13 protein-coding genes are annotated in these 18,932 nt (G+C 62.3%); 7 read left to right on the top strand and 6 right to left on the bottom strand.

Going from position 1 to position 18,932, the window contains the following annotated elements; genetic code table 11:
- Positions 1-158: 158 nt before the first annotated feature.
- Positions 159-4,706 (top strand): autotransporter outer membrane beta-barrel domain-containing protein, encoded by a 4,548-nt coding sequence (locus tag NKJ89_RS10365; protein ID WP_352602119.1) that lies wholly within the window; start codon positions 159-161, stop codon positions 4,704-4,706.
- Between the two features lie 87 nt (positions 4,707-4,793).
- Here NKJ89_RS10365 and NKJ89_RS10370 read toward each other — a convergent pair whose 3' ends face one another.
- Positions 4,794-5,675, bottom strand: a complete 882-nt coding sequence (locus tag NKJ89_RS10370; RefSeq protein WP_352602122.1) for an EamA family transporter — start codon at positions 5,673-5,675, stop codon at positions 4,794-4,796.
- Between the two features lie 615 nt (positions 5,676-6,290).
- Between NKJ89_RS10370 and NKJ89_RS10375 the strand changes: the two genes are divergently transcribed.
- From NKJ89_RS10375 to NKJ89_RS10390, 4 genes are read left to right on the top strand one after another with little or no spacing between them, the layout of a single operon-like run.
- Entirely contained in the window at positions 6,291-7,457 is a 1,167-nt protein-coding gene (locus tag NKJ89_RS10375) for an acyltransferase family protein (RefSeq protein WP_352602125.1), read from the top strand.
- Complete coding sequence (locus NKJ89_RS10380; RefSeq protein ID WP_352602127.1) at positions 7,454-8,560, top strand: glycosyltransferase family 2 protein; 1,107 nt, start codon at positions 7,454-7,456, stop codon at positions 8,558-8,560. Before NKJ89_RS10375 ends, NKJ89_RS10380 begins: the two co-directional genes overlap by 4 nt.
- A gap of 4 nt (positions 8,561-8,564) precedes the next feature.
- Positions 8,565-9,599, top strand: coding sequence for a glycosyltransferase family 2 protein (locus NKJ89_RS10385; RefSeq protein WP_352602130.1), 1,035 nt, complete (start codon positions 8,565-8,567; stop codon positions 9,597-9,599).
- A gap of 9 nt (positions 9,600-9,608) precedes the next feature.
- Positions 9,609-11,393, top strand: coding sequence for an ABC transporter ATP-binding protein (locus tag NKJ89_RS10390; protein WP_352602132.1), 1,785 nt, complete (start codon positions 9,609-9,611; stop codon positions 11,391-11,393).
- A 56-nt stretch (positions 11,394-11,449) separates the two neighbouring features.
- Here NKJ89_RS10390 and NKJ89_RS10395 read toward each other — a convergent pair whose 3' ends face one another.
- From NKJ89_RS10395 to minC, 4 genes are all read right to left on the bottom strand, one after another.
- Complete coding sequence (locus NKJ89_RS10395; protein WP_352602134.1) at positions 11,450-12,919, bottom strand: coiled-coil domain-containing protein; 1,470 nt, start codon at positions 12,917-12,919, stop codon at positions 11,450-11,452.
- A gap of 398 nt (positions 12,920-13,317) precedes the next feature.
- Positions 13,318-13,590 (bottom strand): cell division topological specificity factor MinE, encoded by a 273-nt coding sequence (gene minE / locus NKJ89_RS10400; protein WP_352486085.1) that lies wholly within the window; start codon positions 13,588-13,590, stop codon positions 13,318-13,320.
- Positions 13,587-14,402 (bottom strand): septum site-determining protein MinD, encoded by an 816-nt coding sequence (gene minD, locus NKJ89_RS10405; protein WP_031260481.1) that lies wholly within the window; start codon positions 14,400-14,402, stop codon positions 13,587-13,589. Before minD ends, minE begins: the two co-directional genes overlap by 4 nt.
- Positions 14,403-14,499: 97 nt before the next feature.
- On the bottom strand, positions 14,500-15,300 hold the full coding sequence (gene minC / locus NKJ89_RS10410; RefSeq protein WP_352602136.1) for a septum site-determining protein MinC: 801 nt from the start codon (positions 15,298-15,300) through the stop codon (positions 14,500-14,502).
- Positions 15,301-15,501: 201 nt separating this feature from the next.
- Here minC and mauJ point away from each other — a divergent pair, with 201 nt between their 5' ends.
- On the top strand, positions 15,502-16,935 hold the full coding sequence (gene mauJ / locus NKJ89_RS10415) for a methylamine utilization protein MauJ (protein ID WP_352602210.1): 1,434 nt from the start codon (positions 15,502-15,504) through the stop codon (positions 16,933-16,935).
- Positions 16,936-17,115: 180 nt separating this feature from the next.
- Positions 17,116-18,414: a DUF5677 domain-containing protein gene (locus tag NKJ89_RS10420; RefSeq protein WP_352602138.1), complete on the top strand. Its 1,299-nt coding sequence runs from the start codon at positions 17,116-17,118 to the stop codon at positions 18,412-18,414.
- Positions 18,415-18,652: 238 nt separating this feature from the next.
- Here the strand turns inward: NKJ89_RS10420 and NKJ89_RS10425 are convergent, their stop codons facing one another.
- On the bottom strand, positions 18,653-18,814 hold the full coding sequence (locus NKJ89_RS10425) for a hypothetical protein (protein WP_352602140.1): 162 nt from the start codon (positions 18,812-18,814) through the stop codon (positions 18,653-18,655).
- Between the last annotated feature and the right edge of the window lie 118 nt (positions 18,815-18,932).

An 18,932-nucleotide genomic window follows, 5' to 3' on the forward strand; every position in this document is an offset into this window, starting at 1 on the left:
ATCCCGCGGCGATCGATGGCGCCAAACTGCCACAGTGCGCGGAAAAAGCACGGCACCTCGTTCCAGTCCAATTCCAGTGCGGTCCTGCCCAAGACAACAGCTAGGCTCCAATGACATGTCAGCCTCAGGGTGAAACGACTATCATGTCAGGGGTTTGGATGCCGCAGAACACATTTGCAGGCCGCAAGGCGACGGGGATGAAGTATCTGTTGCTGGTTTCGACCGCGCTGGTCGGTCTTGGCCAGCCGCTCACCGCCACCGCCGCCGATATCTGGTTCGGCACCACCTCCACGGATTGGTTTACCGCCGGAAACTGGAGCGCTGGGTCGGTGCCGACGGCGGCCGATATTGTATATATCAGCACAACGACACCGAATCCGACTGCTATCAACGCTGGCAGCGCTTTTGCGGACGATATTTACCTTGGCTTTACAGGTTCTTCGGACGGCAGCCTTGTCATTTCGAACGGTACGTTGACGAGCGGCCGAGCATTCTTATCCTGGGGGGATAACTCGACTTCTGACGTCACCGTAAATGCGGGTTCCTCGTGGACCAGCAGCAGCAGTCTGGTGGTTGGTAGTTTCGGGCTGGCTACGCTCGATATCCTCAATGGCGGTGTCGTGACGGATGTTGTGGGTATTGTTGCCGGCGGCAGCAACGCTCAAGGCGTCGTAAAGATCGATGGCATCGGCTCGGCGTGGCTTAACACTGATAGCCTCACGGTCGGCAGTTCCGGCGTTGGCACCGTGACGGTTTCCAACGGCGGCAAGGTCAGCAGCGACAGCGCCTATATTGGCCGATATTCAGGTTCGACCGGCTCGGTAACGATCGATGATGCGACCTGGACAAACAATGGAGCGCTCTATGTCGGCCATGATGGCGACGGCGAGCTGGTAATCAAGAACGGCGGTGTGGTTAGCAATGCTGATGGCATAATGGGCTACAGCACCGATTCAAACAGCCAGGTGATAGTCGCTGGCGCCGGCTCGACCTGGGCCAATAGCGGGTCCTTGACCGTCGGCGATTCCGGCAAAGGCTTTCTTGTGATCGACCAAGGCGGCGCGGTCAGCGATGACTTGGCCCATGTTGGCAACGCGGTGGGCTCGACCGGCATTGTGTTCGTCGACGGTGCCGGCTCGACCTGGACCAACAGTTCCGCCCTGTTCGTCGGCGAGCAGGGCACCGGCGCTCTGGCGATCACCAATAGCGGCGCGGTCAACAGTGACCTGGGCTTCGTTGGCTATGGTGTGGATTCCGTCGGCACGGTGGCGGTCGATGGCGCGGGTTCGAAGTGGACGAACAGTTCGGATCTGTTCGTAGGCGGTGGTGGCACGGGCAAGCTGACGATTTCGAATGGCGGTGCGGTCAGCAACGCCAATGGCTATGTGGGCTACGACTCGACCGGCACGGTGACGGTCGATGGTGCCGGATCGAAGTGGACGAACAGTTCGGATCTGTTCATTGGCGGTTTCGATACAGGTAGCCTGACGATCTCGAACGGCGGCACGGTCGGCAATGGCGGGGGCTATCTTGGCTACGCTGCCGACTCGGCTGGCACGGCGGCGGTCGACGGCGCGGGATCGAAGTGGACGAACAGCGGGGATCTCTATGTCGGGGCGTTTGGCACAGGCACGCTGACGATCTCGAACGGCGGCGCGGCCAGCAATGGCTCGGGTTTCGTTGGCTACAGTGCAGCTTCCACCGGCACGGTAGCGGTCGACGGTGCCGGCTCGGCCTGGATAAACAGCGGATCGCTGATTGTCGGCGATGTCGGCACCGGCACCCTGGCGATCACCCAAGGCGGCACTGTCGGCAATAGCTGGGCGGCTATTGGCGCGAAGGCGGGCTCGACCGGCATGGTCTTCGTTGACGGTGCCGGCTCGACCTGGACCAACAGTTCCAACCTGGCTATCGGCGATTTCGGCACCGGTACTCTGTCGATCACCAACGGCGGCGCTGTCAGCAACGCCTGGGGCTATGTTGGCAACTCGGCGGGCTCGACCGGCACGGTGGCTGTCGACGGCGCGGGATCGAAGTGGACGAACAGCGGGAATCTCTACATCGGCGGTCTCAGCACGGGCACGCTGACGATCTCGAATGGCGGCGCGGTCAGCAATGTCGAGGGTTATATGGCCAACACTGCTGGTTTCACAAGCACGGTAGTCGTCGACGGTGGCTCGACCTGGACCAACAGCGGACACCTCATTATCGGCGACGTCGGCAACGGCACCTTGGCCATTTCAAATGCTAGTATTGTCAGCGACACCAAAGGCTTCCTCGCGCTCGAAATCGGTTCGGCGGGCGGGGTTTCGGTCGATGGGCCGGGCTCGGCCTGGATGAATTCGGGCGACCTGCTCGTCGGCTTCAAGGGCGCCGGTGCGCTCCAGGTCACCAATGGCGGCCATGTCCTCAACCAGGCCGCGAGCCTTGGCGAATTCGATACCGCTACGGCGACCGTGACGGTGGACGGAGCGGGATCTTCCTGGAGCACCGACGACCTTCTTGCCGTCGGGGGCAACGGTCACGCCACACTTTCCATCTCCAACGGCGGCTCAGCTGATGCTGATTCCGTCTTTGTCGGCCAGTCAGCAACAGCCTCCGGCTCAGTTGCCGTCGACGGGGGCTCGAACTTAACCAACAAGAACGGGCTGCTCCTTGGCGTTTTGGGAAGCGGCACCCTTGCCGTCACCAATGGTGGCATCGCCTCCGGCGGCCTCACCGCCATGGCTATTGGTGCCGCTGCCACGGCCCAGGCAACAGTCGACGGCACTGGTTCGCTATGGGAAATGCATGGTGACCTGGTGATCGGATTGAAAGGCACCGCTTCGGTGACGCTCTCCAACGACGGCACCGCTCTGGTGGACTTCGCTACCGTGATCGCCAGCCAGGCCGGCTCGACCGGCACGCTCAACATCGGCGGCGCGGCAGGCGCCGCGGCGACGGGCGCCGGCATCCTCGACTCTGCCACGTTGCAGTTCGGCTTCGGCACCGGCGCGCTCAATTTCAACCATACCAATACAAATTATACGTTCGACGCCGCTATCAGCGGACTGGGCACGATCAACCAGATCGCAGGCAACACCAACCTGACCGCGGATTCGAGCGGTTTCACGGGCGCCACCAATGTGAGCGGCGGACGGCTGGCCGTGAACGGATCGCTGGCGAGTTCGCTTGTGACCATCACCGGCGGCATGCTGGGCGGCAACGGCACGGTGGGCGGCATCGCGGCACAGTCGGGCGGCATTATCGCACCGGGCAATTCGATCGGCACGCTCAATGTCGCGGGCAATGTCGACCAGGCGGCGGGCTCGATCTACCTGGTCGAGCTGACCTCGACCGGCACCTCCGACTTCCTCCATGCGGCGGGCACCGCAACGATCGACAGCGGCGCGCTAATCGACGTGGTCAAACTCGACGGCGCACCCTATGTGGCGGGCACGCATTACACGGTGTTGCAAGCCGATGGCGGCGTCACCGGGACATATACGTTTGGCGGCAACACCGGGACGGCTTTCCTCGGCCTGGTCGACAGCTACGACGCCAATCACCTCTATCTCGATGTTGTCCAGAAGTCCTTCGCCTCGGTCGGCCTGACGCCCAACCAGATCGCCGCCGGCGCCGGCGCGGAAAGCCTTGGCAGCGGCAATCCGCTGTTTGATGCTATCTTTGCCTTGCCGAGCGAAGCCGCCGCGCAGGATGCCTTCGACCAGCTCTCGGGCGAGATCCATGCCTCGGCCAGGGGCATGTTGCTGGAAGACAGCCGCTTCATCCGCGACGCGGCCACCAGCCGCATCAGCGCCGCCTTCGGCGATGCCGGCAGCACTGCTGCCCTGCCCGTCATGGCCTATGGCGAGGGCGGCCCGGAAATGGTCGCCGCCGACACCGACCGTTTCGCCGTCTGGGGCCAGGCTTTCGGCTCCTGGGGAAATACCGACAGCGACGGCAACGCCGCCGCCTTCGACCGCTCGACCGGCGGCCTGCTGGCCGGCGCCGACACCCAACTCGGCACCTGGCGCGTCGGTCTGCTCGGCGGCTACAGCCATTCGTCCTTCGACGCCGATGACCGCAATTCATCGGGCAAGAGCGACAGCTACCATCTCGGTCTCTATGGCGGCACCAATTGGGGCGCCATCGCCTTCCGCACCGGTGCGGCCTACAGCTGGAACAGCCTCTCGACAAAACGCGCCGTCGCTTTCAATGGTTTCACTGACGGGCTGTCTGCCGACTACGATGCCGGCACGGCGCAAGCGTTCGGCGAACTCGCCTACAAGGCCGATGCCGGGCACTTCAAGTTCGAACCCTTCGCCAACCTCGCCTATGTCAGCGTGCACACCGATGGGTTCAGCGAAACGGGCGGTGCGGCAGCGCTGACCAGTGCCGGCTCAACCACCGATGCGACCTTCACCACGCTCGGCCTGCGTGCTTCCACCGATTTGGGCCTCGGCGAGATCAAGGCCACGGTGCGCGGCATGCTCGGCTGGCGCCATGCCTTCGGTGATGACACCCCGGCCTCAAGCTTCGCCTTCGCTGGCGGCGATCTCTTCACCATCGCCGGCGTGCCTGTCGCCAGGGACGCAGCGGTGGTCGAGGCAGGCCTCGACCTGAACATGTCGGCCAATGCCACGCTGGGGCTCTCCTACACCGGACAGTTCGGCGGCGGCACGGTCGATCAGGGTGCGAAGGTCAATCTCGGCTTGAGATTCTGACCAACGCGAAGGATGGGGGCAACGTTCGAACGGCGGCCGGGAGGCGCCGGAGAAGCAGTCGCGGCAGAGCCTCTACGTCCGTCGCCCCTACTCCGGCGACGGCACCGGCGGCTGCGATGTCAGCGCAGTACCGAAAGCCGCGGCGATGACGGCGGCGATGCCGGCCAGTTGCGTCGTTGTCAGGCTTTCGTGCAAGAACAGGAAGCCGGCCAGCGCGCCCAGCCCCGGCTCCAGGCAGGTCAGCGTGCCATAGATGCGGGCCGGCATTCGAGTCAGCGCCACCATTTCCAGAAAGAACGGCAATGCGCTGGAAAACAGGCCGACGAGCAAGGCGCTGACCAGGATCGATGGCGCGAGCAGCGCGGTTCCCGCTTGCGCCGCGCCGAAGGGCAGCACAAGCACGGCGGCGATCGCCATTCCGTAGGCCGTGGTGCGGGTGCCGAGCTCCGCACCCGCCTTCTGGGCGAGCACGATATAGAGGGCCCAGAATCCGCCCGCGGCCAGCGCCAGCATCACCCCGGTCGGGTCGAGCGGTGCGAGTGAATGAACGAACGGCGACAACAGCACGATGCCGGCCACCGCAAGCGCGATCCAGGCAAAGTCGCTGGCGCGCCGCGACGCCAGCGTAGCCACCAGCAGCGGCCCGGAAAATTCGAGCGCTACCGCGATGCCGAGCGGGATGGTGGCGAGCGCGGCATAGAACAGAAGGTTGAGCGCACACAGCGTCACGCCATAGGCGACCAACCACGGCATGGTGGCGCGCGAGGGCCGCATTTGCCAGGGCCGCAGCACCGCGATCAGCATCAGCGCGCCCACGACGAGCCGCAGCGTCGTCGTGCCCTGCGCGCCGATCAGCGGGAACAAGCCCTTGGCGAAGGTGGCGCCAATCTGGATCGACACCATGGCGCCCATCAGCGCCGCGATGGGCAGCGACGCCGCCTCGCGACGGGCAATTGACGTCGATGTCACTTGGGTTGTTCTCCCTGCCGCCCGGCGCAAACTCGCCTGGCGGAACAGGAAATACGGGGAACCGGCCCGCCTGTCGTGAGGCAGCGCCGGCGGCTTGATGGGGCAGGACAGCGGATCGATCGGGCTGGAGCAGACGGTGGTGCTTGAGGGGGTGTGATGGATAGGGACGCAATAGCCAAGGCGCGGCCCGCTTCACACAGGCAGGCGAGCCATCGTCGCTGAAATACGGCGGTCGGGCCGTGCAGCCAACCGTTGAAAAAGGCAACTATGCTGCAGCGCGCAAGCAGCTGAATTTCTGGAAAAGTCGCCGAAACGTGGGTATCTGGCCGTTTTGTCGATAATCTGGCGCTTGCTCACCGAAGTGTTTCAGCAGGGTAAATTTTTTGTGTTGCGCTGCACAATGGCATAGCCGATCCATCTCCTGGGGGACTTTTCGCGACTGGACACAGGCCGTGGAGGAACCGCCAGCTTGGCCAACTTGAGTTGTCCCTACGTCGATTTCGAGCCCGGCCGGGCCGGAGTTGCAAAGCCTGGGATCGGCGATGCCGGCACCCTGCCGCTCGAGCCGACCAGCAGGCGGCTTCATCGCGGACATCGCGCCGGCGGAAGCCGCCGATGAGAAACGCCCGCGACATCCAACTCGATGCACTCAGGGCCGTCGCCGTGACGATGGTGATGTATTCCCATTTCTTCGCGGCGGGAGGAGCTTCATTCTGGGGCCATATCGGCGTGCGGCTGTTCTTCGTACTGAGCGGCTTCCTGATCACGCGCCTGCTCCTGGAAGCGCGTTCGGCCGCCGAATTCGAAACCGGCCCCGCGCTGCGCTCCTTCTACATCAGGCGGGCGCTGCGGATATTCCCGCCCTATTTTGCCGTCCTGGGGTTCGTCTGGCTGGTTGACCTGGACCAGTCCAGGGGATCATTGGTCTGGCACGCGCTTTATCTGTCGAATTTCTGGTATGCGCTGCGCAATGACTGGACACCCTGGGTGCTGTGCCATTTTTGGAGCCTGAGCATCGAGGAGCAGTTCTACCTTGCCTGGCCACTGGTCGTCCTGCTCGCCCCACGCAGGCGCTTCGAGACGATCTGTATCGGCGTCATCGCGCTGTCGCTGGCCTATCGATTCTACTGGCCGGTCACCGCCACCCCGGCGCTGGCGCGCGACCTGCTGCCGCCGGCGTCCATGGATGCGCTGGCGTCGGGCGCATTGCTTGCCTGCTGGCGGTCCAGGGGCGCCGGCCTGCCGCAATGGATGCGACTGGGCTGGCCTGCCTTCGCGGCCGCTTTCCTGATGATCGAGTGGTTTGTCCCGGCGCCTGCCGATCCGATGCTGGAATGGGCCCATTGGCTGGTGCGGCAAGTCCTGCCCCTGGTGCCGATGATGGCCATTGTCGCCGCCTGTTCGCGCGGCCTTGGCGGCCGCCTCGGCAAGCTTGCCGAATTGCCGCCGCTGCTCGGCCTCGGCCGTATCAGCTACGGCGTCTATCTCTATCACCCGATATTGCTGTCGCTCGCCGTCAAGTCGCAGCCCTGGATTCCGCTCAATGTCTCGGAGCAAGGGCCAGGGCGCTTCGTGGTAGCGAGTGCCGCCACGATCGTCGTGGCCTGGATTTCCTGGGTGGTTTTCGAAAGGCCGCTCAACAGCCTGAAGCACCACTTCCCCTACGTCGCGCGCGCTCGTGCCGTGCAGGCCGGCCATACCGGTTGGCTCGCGATCGCGCCCGGCGGATCGCCCGATGGCCGCCAATCGCTCGACATCCAGCGAACGGATGTGACGCGATGACCGCCGCGCCGCTCGTCTCCGTGCTGCTGCCGGTCTACAATGCCGGGCCCTATCTCGCCGCCGCGCTGGGAAGCATCCTGCGGCAGGATTATGGCCGCCTGGAGATCGTCGCGATCGATGACGGGTCGACCGACAATTCCCTCGAGATCCTCGAGCGATACCAGGAGGCCGACAGCCGCATCTCGATCATCTCGCGCGAAAACCGTGGCCTCGTCGCGACGCTCAACGAAGGGCTGGCGCTCGCCCGGGGCGAATTGGTCGCGCGGATGGATGCCGACGATGTCGCCTATCCCTGGCGCTTGTCGCGCCAGGTGGCTCTGTTTGAGCGGCGGCCCGAACTCGGCTTCTGCGGCGCCGGCGTCGACATGTTGATCCGCGGCCGCATCGCCAGGGGCAAGCCCGATCCGGTGTTCCAGCTCGGCCGCATCCCTATACTGGCAAAGTTCTTCACGATCTTCATGCACCCGACGGTCGTCTACAACAGGGAGGTCATCGACGACGATGATCTCCACTACGACCAGACCTACAGGCACGCCGAGGATTTCGATCTTTTCAGGCGGCTGGCCGGCCGTTACCCGGCGGCCATGATGCCCGAGAACCTGCTCATCTACCGCGTCCATCAGGAAAGCGTGACCAGCCGGCACATCAACGAGATGCGCAGGACGCATTTGCGGATCGTCGCCGAGAACCTGGAGCGCGAGGGCCTCGCGGAAGCAACGCAGGACTTGCGCGACATCGGCAATGCCGTCAGCCACGATACGGTTACCCGTGCGGCCAACTTCATCCTCCAGCTGGAGGAGGAGATTTGCTCCCTGCCCGCCGCGACGCGGCCAAGCTTCGAGGCCGGCGCGCTCAACCTGTTCTATTTTCTCTACCAGCTCGTCGCCGACGAAAAGCAGCCCCCGCTGACGCACGAATTGCTGACGCGGACCGCGAAGTGGAATGTCATCCGGCGCCGCGAGCAATATGCGCTGCGGCCCGGCACCTGGGCGCCCTGGCTCAGCCTTGCCTCGCTGTCGGCCAGCAGGCAGGCAGACGCCTTGGCATACTTCTTCAAATCCGCTCCTGCTGCTGCGGTTTTGGCACCTTATCGGTTGAGTTAAAGGAATGACCGTCAAAGCCAACCAGCCCCTGCAGCGCGATCGTTCGACGGCGCTTGGCGTCGCTCCGGCCGTTCCCCGCCCGGAACGCTCGCCGCCGGAAGTCAGCTTCATCATCTGTACGCGCAACCGTGTCGCAGTGCTCGAGGCCTGCATCAAGTCGGTGCAGGCCGCGTGCCGCGCCTATGCCAGCTTCGCGGCTGAACTCGTGGTCGTCGACAACGGTTCGAGCGACCGCACGGCCGAACACCTGGCCAGCATCGCCGAACTGTCGGATGTTCCCTTCACGGCCATTTGCGAGCCGCGCCCCGGATTGGCGGCTGCCCGCAACGCCGGGCTGAGGCGCGCGCGCGGCCGCGTGCTGGTCTTCGTCGACGATGATTGCGCGGTCGATTGCGACTATTTGCGCGATCTGGAGCGACATTATGCGTCCGGGGAAAAATGGCTCATCCGGGGAGGCCGAGTCGAGCTTGGCGATCCCAGGGATCTGCCGTTCACGATCAAGCGGTCGCGTGTGCGCGAACGACTGACGCCGGATGTTCATCCCGGCGGTTTTGTACTGGGCTGCAACATGACGATGCACCGCGATGTCGCGGCCCGTATCGGCGATTTCGACGAACGCTTCGGCGCTGGCGCGCCATTGCGGGCGGCGGAGGATACCGATTACCTTGTGCGAGCGCTGTTGCTCGGTTTCGCGGTCGAGTATGTCCCTGACATGACGATATTCCATCATCACGGCCGGCGGGATCGCGGATCCATCGAAAAGCTCCACCGCGACTACAGTCTCGGCAATGGCGGGCTCTGCCTGAAACATGTTCTCCATGCGCCCTGGCTGCTTCGTCATTTCTACTGGGCGGCGAGAGGCGCATTGCGGGAACTGGCGGGCGGGCCTGTCTTCGATCGTGAACTCAATCTGCCGCACTGGCCGATCGTCGCCATGAATTTGCTCGGAGCGGCCAAATTCGCGGTTCTTCTGCTGGCGAGACGACCGCAGGCCGAGCCCCTGCGGCAAGACCAGCAAGCCAATGCCCAGGCGAGGTGAAACGCTATAATGCCGTTGCTACCGCCAAGCCTGCCGATGCTGTTCCGGGCGTTCGGAAAGCGGCAACTGCGCCTGCTTCCGGCCGTGGTGGCTCTCGGCCTGGTCAGCGCCGTCCTCGAAGGCTTCGGCATCGGTCTGATCATCCCGTTGCTGGGCATCATCATGGGGCACGGAGAGGCGTCGGGAATGGCTGGGTTCTCCGCGGTCCTCCAGCACGTCGGATCGGGCTTGAGCGAGCGCGACCGGCTTGTTGTCATTTCGATCGCCATCCTCGGCTCGATCATCCTGAAGAACGTTTTCGCCTTCGCCAACACGCTGCTCACGACCTTCATCTATGGCAAGGCGAGCCATTCGATCCGCAGCGCGTTGTCGGAGCAGCTCTTGCGGGTCGGCTATCCATTCTTCCTGCGGCAGAGTCCCGGACGGCTGCTCAACATCATCTCGAACGAATCCTGGCGGGCGTCGGATGCGATCCAGATCATGCTGTCGGCCATCGTCAGCGCATCGGCCGCCATCATCCTGCTGGCTTTTCTGCTGCTGCTTTCGTGGCGCATGACGCTGTTGGTCACGATCGGACTGGCGCTCGTCCAGATCGCGCACGCCATCCTATCGGCCAATCTGAAAGAGCCCAGCCGCAGCGTCGCCTCGCGCAACAGCCATCTCGCCTCGCAGATGCTCCATCTGGTGCATGCCGGACGCCTGATCCGCATTTTCGGACAGGAGAGCCGGGAAAAGGCGATATTCGATACGGCGTCCGATGCGGTTCGCCGCGCCTCTTTCGCACTGCTTGTGCGCCAGGGAGCGTTGCCGCCGCTGACGGAGGTTCTCCACGCTATACTGTTCCTGGCGGTGGTGATCGGCGCCTGGCTGGCGCAGGTGAGTTTTCCGCTGATCATCGCGTTCGTCATACTGCTCTACAGGCTGCAGCCGCATATGCGGGCCCTGCAAGGGTCGTGGAGCCAGCTGCAGGGCCTGAGCGGATCGCTCGAGGAGGTGACGTGGATGCTGGATCCCGCCGGCAAGCCCGGGCCGCCGCAAGGCGACGGACCGTTCCACGGTTTGCGCCAGGGCATCAAGTTCGATGATGTGACGTTCACCTATTCCGGCACGGACCGGCGTGAAGTGGTGCTGCATTCGGCGACGTTCGAAATCCGCAGTGGCCGCTCGACGGCGCTGATCGGCCGCTCGGGCGCCGGCAAGACGACGATCGTCAATCTCCTGTGCCGCTTCGTGGAACCGGACACCGGCAGGATTCTCGTCGATGGATCACACCTCGACGGGATCGATGCCAGCCAGTGGCGCCGGCACATCGCCCTGGCCAGCCAGGAGCTGGAACTGGTCGATGGCAGCATTTTTGAAAACATAATCTATGGCCAGGAGGCAGCCACGGCCGGCGACGCCGAGCGCGCTGCACGACTGGCCGAAGCGCATGAATTCATCGAACGGCTTCCTGAGGGTTACGATACGCTGGTTGGCTACAGGGGCATCAACCTCTCGGCGGGGCAGAGGCAGCGGATCGCGCTCGCCAGGGCGCTGGTGCGCGATCCCGATCTCCTCATCCTGGACGAAGCCACCAATGCGGTGGACGGACTGTCGGAAGCGGCCATCGTCGAGACCCTGAAGTCGAGAGCCGGCCGCCGCACGACCATCGTCATCAGCCACCATCACAGCACCATCTCGTTCTGCGACGACGTGGTGATCCTGAGCGCCGGCCGGGTGAAGAAGCAGGCACCTTTCGGCGCCCTCGCATCGCTCAGCATGGACGAGCTTTACCAGCACGGACCGCTCGACTGATGCATGTCACCCCAAAGTGCCGAGCGGTTTAGGCCCCCGGCGAGCTTTGAATTGCGCTATGTCGAGGCGCGGAGATTTCTGCGGATGCGCCGCCTGCCCGCTGCGCGGGCCTTCTCCGCCACGACGCCGCCAATCTCGACCACCTCGGCCTCGCGCGGCCTGGCGCTCGTCGCCTTGTGGAGCCGCTCGTAAGGCAGCAATTCCTTGATCCGCGCATTGAGCGAGGCGATCTCGGCCTTGAGGTCCTCGCATTCCTGCCTCTGGACGTCGAACTGTATCTGTTCAGATGCCTGTTGCAGCGCAAGCTGTGAAAGATTGGCGTTCACTTTCGAAAGGCTCTGCTTGTCGTTTTCGTTCTCATGGTTGAGAGCGGACAACCTTTCATCGGCGATTTTCTTTTCGGCCAGGGTGTCGTTCAATTCGCTCTTGAGCCTGGCGATCTCGCTGGCGGCCTCGCTGTTCTCGTTCGAGGTTTGCTCCAGTCGCGACTGCAGGTTCTGGATCTCCGAACCCAAGCCGCGTATTTCCGCCTGGCTGCGAGCCAGCTCGGCTTCCTTGTCGCCTTCCATCAGGCGCGCCGCTTCGGTGGTTTCCGACAGCTTCGCCTGGGCGGCCTCAAGCGACTTCTGGAGCCGCATCTCCTCTTTCTCGCTCTTGCCGAGCGCGGCCAGCAGTTCCGCGAGCCGCGCTGCTTCGCTGGCATGGATCGTCGAGAGCTCGTCGAGCCTGTGGCGCGCCTGGGATTCCCGCTTCAGCGCCTTGTCGAGCTCGATCGACAGCTTGACGTGCTTTTCCCGCAGCATCTTGCTCTCGCGCAAGCGCCTGTTGGCCTCGACCGTTCTGCCGGTCAGCCGCTTGGCGATGTCGCCGAACTCCGCCTCGCGTTTTGCGTTCGCATTGGCTGTCTCCACGAGTTCCAGCCTTGTCGCGGCAAGCGCCGCACGAAGCGCCTCCCTGTCCTGAACCAGGCTTGTCTCGCGCTGTTGCAGCACTTCGAAGGCGCCCTCACGTTCGCGCAGCTTTCTCACCGTGTCGTGCAGCTTTTCCGCCAGCGTTCTTTGTTCGGCGGCCAGGCTGGCATTTGTAAGCTCCAGCTCGTTGGCGCGAAGAATGTCGTTGTGGAGGATGTTGAGGAATTCGCGCGTCAGATGGTGTGAGGTCCCGATCTCCGACAGCTTGTCGTTGATCTCCTCCAGATAATCCCTGGCGTCATGGAAGAGCCCTTCAAAGGCACTCAGTGCAGCAAGTCGGGTCTGGGTATGAGGCGTCAATCGTGGCCCGTTTTCGGAACTCTCCGTATCGTCGGAACTGTCCGCGCTTGCAGCATCGGCCTCGGGTGGCGGGTCGTCAGTGTCCGCGGTGGGGACATCTTGGCTGTTTGGCGGTGCCAGGTCTTCGGCGTCCAGACTTGCGTCCAGCGCGTCCGCCAATTCGATCTGCAGGTCCTGATCCGCCAATACGACCTGCAGGTCCTGGACTGCTTTATCTACCTCTTCAGCACGTTTGATCAGGCCTCTGAAGTTCATGGCCGAACTCCCCTTACGCACACCTCGACTGGAAACTTAACAAATTCCTAATATATCCTTACATCCGCCGATTGCGTAGGGGAAGCCCCCGACGCAACGAAGGTTAATGCAGGACATTTTGGGGGAGATGCCGCGAGCGACAATGCGCGGGTGTCGGCGCTGGCCTTGCAGAACTTGGGTTCCTCGCCCCCACGGAGTGGGGGGTCCGAAGGACGGGCGAGACCCGTGGCTCGCCCCGGCAAGGTGGCTCGGGCGAAGCCCGAGACGGAGCGGGGGGATGGCTCGACTTCAATGAATTCAGAGGGAACCTGCCAGCGTCGCGCGGCCCCCTCTCCGCCTCGCTGCGCGAGGCACCTCTCCCCCGCTTTGCGGGGGCGAGGAACCCAAGTCTTGCTAAGTCACCCCGCCATGGCCAGCGGCACGGCGCTCTTGTTGGGGATCTGGATGTCGATTTCCAGCGTCGACATGGTCTCGCCGCGGTCCATCGAGACCTGGATGTAGTCCTGGTCGATCTGCACGTGCTTGGCGATGACGGCCATGATCTCCTCGCGCAGGATGGAGACGAGATCGGGCTGGCTGCGGTTGCGGCGCTCATAGGCGAGCAGCACTTGCAGCCGCTCGCGCGCCACCGGCGCGCTGGAGCGCCGCTTGAAGATGTCGAGCAGGTTCATGCCGCCCTCCTTCCCAAAAGACGATCGAGAAAACCCTTGCGTTCGAAGGGCACGATAACAGGCAATTCCTCGCCCTCGAGCCGCCTGGCGGCGTCGAGATAGGCGCGGGCAGCGGTGTTGAGCGGCTCCGATAGCGTCACCGGCGAACCGAGGTTGGAGGCGCGCAGCACGTCCTGGCTCTCGGGGATGATGCCGAGCAGCGGCACCGACAGGATTTCCAGCACGTCGTCGATGGACAGCATTTCGCCGCGCGAAGCGCGGGCCGCATCGTAACGCGTGACCAGCACGTGCTTGGCGATCTGCTCGCCCTGCTCGGCCTTCATGGTGCGGGCGTCGAGCAGGCCGATGATGCGATCGGAATCGCGCACCGAGCTCACTTCCGGATTGGTGACGATGACCGCCTCGTCGGCAAAGCGCATGGCGAGTTGCGCGCCGCGCTCGATACCGGCCGGGCTGTCGCAGAACACGTAGTCGAACACCGAGCGCAGCTTGTCGATGACTTCACCGACGCCCTGCTCGGTCAGCGCATCCTTGTCGCGCGTCTGCGAGGCCGGCAGCAGGAACAGGGTATCCACCCTCTTGTCGCGGATCAGCGCCTGCGAGAGTTTCGCCGTGCCCTGGATGACGTTGACGAGGTCGAACACCACGCGCCGCTCTGCGCCCATGATCAGGTCGAGGTTGCGCAGGCCGACGTCGAAATCGACAAGCGCCACCTTCTTGCCGGTCTTGGCGACCGCGGCACCAAGGGCCGCCGTCGAGGTCGTCTTGCCGACGCCCCCCTTGCCCGAGGTGACCACCACTACCTTGCCCATGAAAAAGCCTCCGTTGTTGTTGTGTTCTTGCCGGGCGGCCGTCGGCCGCCCCATTGTCGAATGTCAGCACGGCCATCGGCCGTCCCATTATCGAATGTCAGCTCAGTGTCGCGACGCGCAGGCCCTCTCCGTCGAGAAACGCCTGCACCGGCTTGCCGCGCGAAATGCCTTCCATCTCCTCGGCGGTGACGTACCAGCCGTCGATCGCCAGCAGCTCCGCTTCGTTCTTGCGGCAGAAGATGCGCGCGCCCTTGTTGCCCAGCGCACCCGCCGAAGCGCGCCCGCGCAGCGTGCCGTAGACATGGATCGAGCCCGCCGCGATGATCTCCGAGCCGGACGCGACCGATCCCAGCACGATGACATCGCCATGCGGATGCACGATCGCCTGGCCGGAGCGGATCGGCGCCTTTATCATCAACGTGCCCGAAACCTCCTGCGCAAGCTGAGGCTCGCTTTCGTCCACCTTGCTTGCGCCAGCCTTGCCGCCCGGGCCGGCTTCAGGCGCCCTGCCCTCGGCCTTGCCATCTGACATACCGGAAACATCCTCCCGCGGCTTGCGGCCAGGCAGCAGGCCATCCGTCGTCGCCTCCTTGGCGCCGACCAGCACCGGCGGCAATTCGGCGCCCAGCGAAGCCCCTTCGAGCTCGATGGCATAGATGCGGATGCCGCGCGTACCAAGCTCCGCCACCAGCGCCGCGATCTCGCTTGGGCCCGGCTTCAGCGTGTTCAAATCCAGCAGCACCGGCCGCCCGGAAAAATAGCCCGGCGAGTTGCCGATCCAGTGATCCAGCCCCTCCAGCCAGGCCGCCAAGGGATCTTCCGGAGTCAGCGTGAAAGCGACGAAGGAACGGGCACGAAAGCGAATGGATTTGGCCTCGAGGGGAGCGGCAAAAGTCACGGCTGGCGAATCCTTACTGAGAGGTAAACGCTAGCGAGGGAATGGTTAACGAATGGTTAATGCGAGGGGGCAGAGGACAGCTGGAATTAAGGTTCCTGACAGGCATTGTCGGGGGCTCGAAAGTCTAAGCGCCAGAAGCAGACATTCGAACCTCATTAGGCCCCCTGGCACCCACCGTGGGCACAGTGTATCAAATTGGACATGTACGCTCGTCATCTCGCTGACATTCTACACCGTGAACTCGCCGAGCCGGGAAAGTTTGAGGATACCCTCAAGCGCTTCGAGACATTGCGTGGTTATGGTCTACTGCCACGCGGTCGAGAACGCGCAGGCGTCCGCCTCTCGGATGAACAGGCCGCCAGTGCGGTGTTGGGATTTGTTCCAACATTGCCTAGTTGGGCCGGACACGTTTCGCTCGTCCTCGGCGGTCTCTGCGCCGTCGGTGGTCCGGCTGCATCCGTTCGAGGGACGAAGACCTTGTTGGCGTCTATCGCGGCCGTATTAGCCAGCGATGAGGCTTGCGGATCGGTCATCACCTTTTCGTTCTCGATCGCACGCAAGCAAAACGGTGACGAGCACTATGCGAAAGCCGTGGTCGAAGAGGGTGGGGAAAGAAGGACCATTTCCTATGTCTCCGATATGGCCGTCACTCTGCTCCGTGAGGGAGCGGAACAGGGCTACGACCACGACCGTATTCACGCTCCATCCGCGCGGCAGCTAGTATTGGGGCGCGAATTCTTCAACCGACTCCGTAGAGACGTCGCTATTTCGCGGCATCTCGACCTGCCACTGAAGACCGATTGGCAAGAATATGAAACTGAAGAGGAGCGTGATGACTTTCACCACCGCCTAGGTGCACGCCGCAATTCGCGATTCATGAATCTCGGCATCGACACACAGGTTACATGGCCGAAGGAACCGACTCGCACGCAGTTTGCGGGCCACCATTTCGTAATGTTTCCTAGGACAAAGGAAAATTCGCATTCGATCAGCATCGACCTGGCAAACGAGCGACTTTCCGCAGAAGCCGCAAGGACCCTTCTCAATCGTTTCCTTAGCTTGCTAAGCTGGTGCGACGACCGCTACGCAGCGCTGGGGGATGGTTGGTCGGGCAACCCAGTGCCGGTTCCTGTTCGACGTTCTGAGGGCGGGTTCTCAACGACGCCAGATTGGGTGTTCAACCGATCCCTCCCTGAAAATCTAGAATTGCTTCAGCGGCTGGCATATTACAGGGAGGGCCTCAACGCCCGTCAAGCGGGACTGGTCACCTTCGAGGTGCTGAGCTTCTTCAAGGTCTTCGAAAAAAGATCGAGCTCAAAGCGTGGCGAGCAGAACCTAACAAAGCTCTGGATCAAAGATGTGTTCACGAAGGTCTCTGCCTCGCTCCGCCGAGAAGTCCTTGTGCGGTTCGATTCTGATCGCAAGGGTAAGGATATTGAAAAGTATGTTTTTGACAACTGCCGAGTGGCGACGGCACACGCATCGGAATGCTTTCCCTCCGATGCCGATGCTTCGCCGGAGATTCAACGCCTCTATTCTGCAGCTGAGGTGATCCACGCCCTTGCTCGTCACTTCATCCTGACCGAATACAAGTTGTCGGACACGTATTATTCGGACGAGCCAACGTGTGATTGACAAAGGTAGGGTGCGCAGAAGGTTAGGGCCTAGCCAATCGGACTCTTGCCTCACCTGGTGGGTGGCGCTTGGCTCTCGCTATAACATCCTTGAGCCGCCCGCCTAGTCGCGAATGTTCAAGAGCGATTTTTCCCAATTCTCCCTCGATCTAGGAAAAGCTGCCGCCAAACGATGGACTCGATGCATAAAATCTTCCGAGCTCAGATCGGAAATATTTCAAAGACGGTAATGCGTCAGCTCTTGGAGAAAAAGCTGGCGCGTGACGGTATTGAAATTCCCCAAGCGGCGATCGATGCCTTAGCAGATCACATCGCATCTAGACGCGACCAACCCTTCATCTGGATCGACAAAGAGACCGGCGAGGAGCCGCACGAACTTCGGAATCTGACACTCAAGCTTGATAAGACAGATGCCCTCGAGCTTAAAGCACTAACTTTGAAAATTACTGAGCGGCTACCCCACATCACCCAGGAAGTTTTCGACAGAGCCGGAAGTCATTATTTTAAGAATCTGAAAGACCGCTGGCCTACAGAGGGGGCTATTCAGCGTTTCGAGACCGATGAATTTTGTGAGCGGATTGAAGAGCGCTGGGGCGAGGGCTTGGACCTTCTGCGCATGCTCTTAACTTGCTGCCGGGAGTTTGGCAGCGAAAATCTCAAACGGCGCCAGAGATCGAAATCAAAAAAGCATTCCAATCGTGAATTCGTTCTCACCAATCTGCACGCTCGATCATGCCAAGTTGCCGATGAGGTCATCACCCTCATGTCCAACGGGTTTGCCGATGGCGCGATGGCCCGCTGGCGCACCCTGCATGAGCTTTCGGTTGTGGCGACCCTTATCGCCGACGGCGACGAAACTCTGGCGGAACGCTACATTAACCACGACGCCGTTGAAGTGAAGCGACAAGCAGATGATTACAATCAGACGCAAGTTCCTCTGGGGTATGCACCAATTGGAAAAAGGGAACAACGTAGCATCGACATGGAATTTTCTGAATCTATCGCAAGCTATGGCACGGAATTCGCCTCGCCATACGGATGGGCGGCAAAACGATTGAACAAAAGAAAACCTACTTTCAAAGATCTTCAGGAAGAAGCTGGCCGCGCCGGTATGAACGCATATTACAAAATGGCAAGCTTCAACGTTCACGCCGGCGCGCGAACTATGTTTTTCCGCCTGTCGAGTTTCGGGCGGGATAACGTCCTTGTGGCGGGTCGCACCAACGCAGGTTTGGTTGAGCCAGCACAGCATACCGCCTATTCTTTGCTGCAAATTACGACATTGCTAACTGGCAGCCTCAAGAACCTCGATCGTATCCTAGAGATACAGACCTTCATCAAAATAAGGGATGCAATTCCCAAGGCATTTATGCGGGCTGACAGGAAACTTCGTCGAGACGAGGCCGCCTATCAAAATGAATTGGCGGCACGACGCTCGCGAAAGCGAAAGCGTCAACCCGGTCACACCATAGCCCCCTGAATATCCGCATGTTGTGCTTTCAGGACACACGACAACCTGTTGCGCCTGAAGTTCTGGTTCCCGACTCGCCCCCTCAATGCCGCTTGAAATACTGCACCTCCCGCTCATGCTTCTCCGCCGCCTCGCGCGTATCGAACGCGCCCAGGTTCCGCCTTTTTCCCTTTTTCGTCCTTCTTCCGCGAATAAAGCCGGTATTTTCCGCCTTTCAGTTTCCGGATCATCTCGCTCTGCCTGGCGATCAGGATTTCCGCGTGGCCTTGAGGCTGCGCGCGGCTTGCTCGACGGTGCCGCGGCTGCCCAGCCTGTCGATCTGCGCCTGCGCCTCGTCGTCCGATATGCCGGTGCGCACCTCGACCTCCAGCACGTCGGAACTCGCCACCAGGCGATCGCGGCGGCGCAACTTCAGCGCCTCCGCCCTTGCGCCCCACCGAAGGCCCCGGCCGGTTTGTTGCGATCTTCGCAGCAATGATCCTGGCACGACAGGAAATCGGTCTGCCACATAATTGTCATGTCCCGTC

Origin of the sequence: Mesorhizobium sp. M0047 (assembly GCF_040323315.1) — a bacterium.
Taxonomy (GTDB): Bacteria; Pseudomonadota; Alphaproteobacteria; order Rhizobiales; family Rhizobiaceae; genus Mesorhizobium.

Coding starts and splice junctions, on each gene's coding strand:
- NKJ89_RS10365 (WP_352602119.1), top strand. CDS start 159: ATGCCGCAGAACACATTTGCAGGCCGCAAGGCGACGGGGATGAAGTAT.
- NKJ89_RS10375 (WP_352602125.1), top strand. CDS start 6,291: ATGAGAAACGCCCGCGACATCCAACTCGATGCACTCAGGGCCGTCGCC.
- NKJ89_RS10380 (WP_352602127.1), top strand. CDS start 7,454: ATGACCGCCGCGCCGCTCGTCTCCGTGCTGCTGCCGGTCTACAATGCC.
- NKJ89_RS10385 (WP_352602130.1), top strand. CDS start 8,565: ATGACCGTCAAAGCCAACCAGCCCCTGCAGCGCGATCGTTCGACGGCG.
- NKJ89_RS10390 (WP_352602132.1), top strand. CDS start 9,609: ATGCCGTTGCTACCGCCAAGCCTGCCGATGCTGTTCCGGGCGTTCGGA.
- NKJ89_RS10395 (WP_352602134.1), bottom strand. CDS start 12,919: ATGAACTTCAGAGGCCTGATCAAACGTGCTGAAGAGGTAGATAAAGCA.
- minE (WP_352486085.1), bottom strand. CDS start 13,590: ATGAACCTGCTCGACATCTTCAAGCGGCGCTCCAGCGCGCCGGTGGCG.
- minD (WP_031260481.1), bottom strand. CDS start 14,402: ATGGGCAAGGTAGTGGTGGTCACCTCGGGCAAGGGGGGCGTCGGCAAG.
- mauJ (WP_352602210.1), top strand. CDS start 15,502: ATGTACGCTCGTCATCTCGCTGACATTCTACACCGTGAACTCGCCGAG.
- NKJ89_RS10420 (WP_352602138.1), top strand. CDS start 17,116: ATGCATAAAATCTTCCGAGCTCAGATCGGAAATATTTCAAAGACGGTA.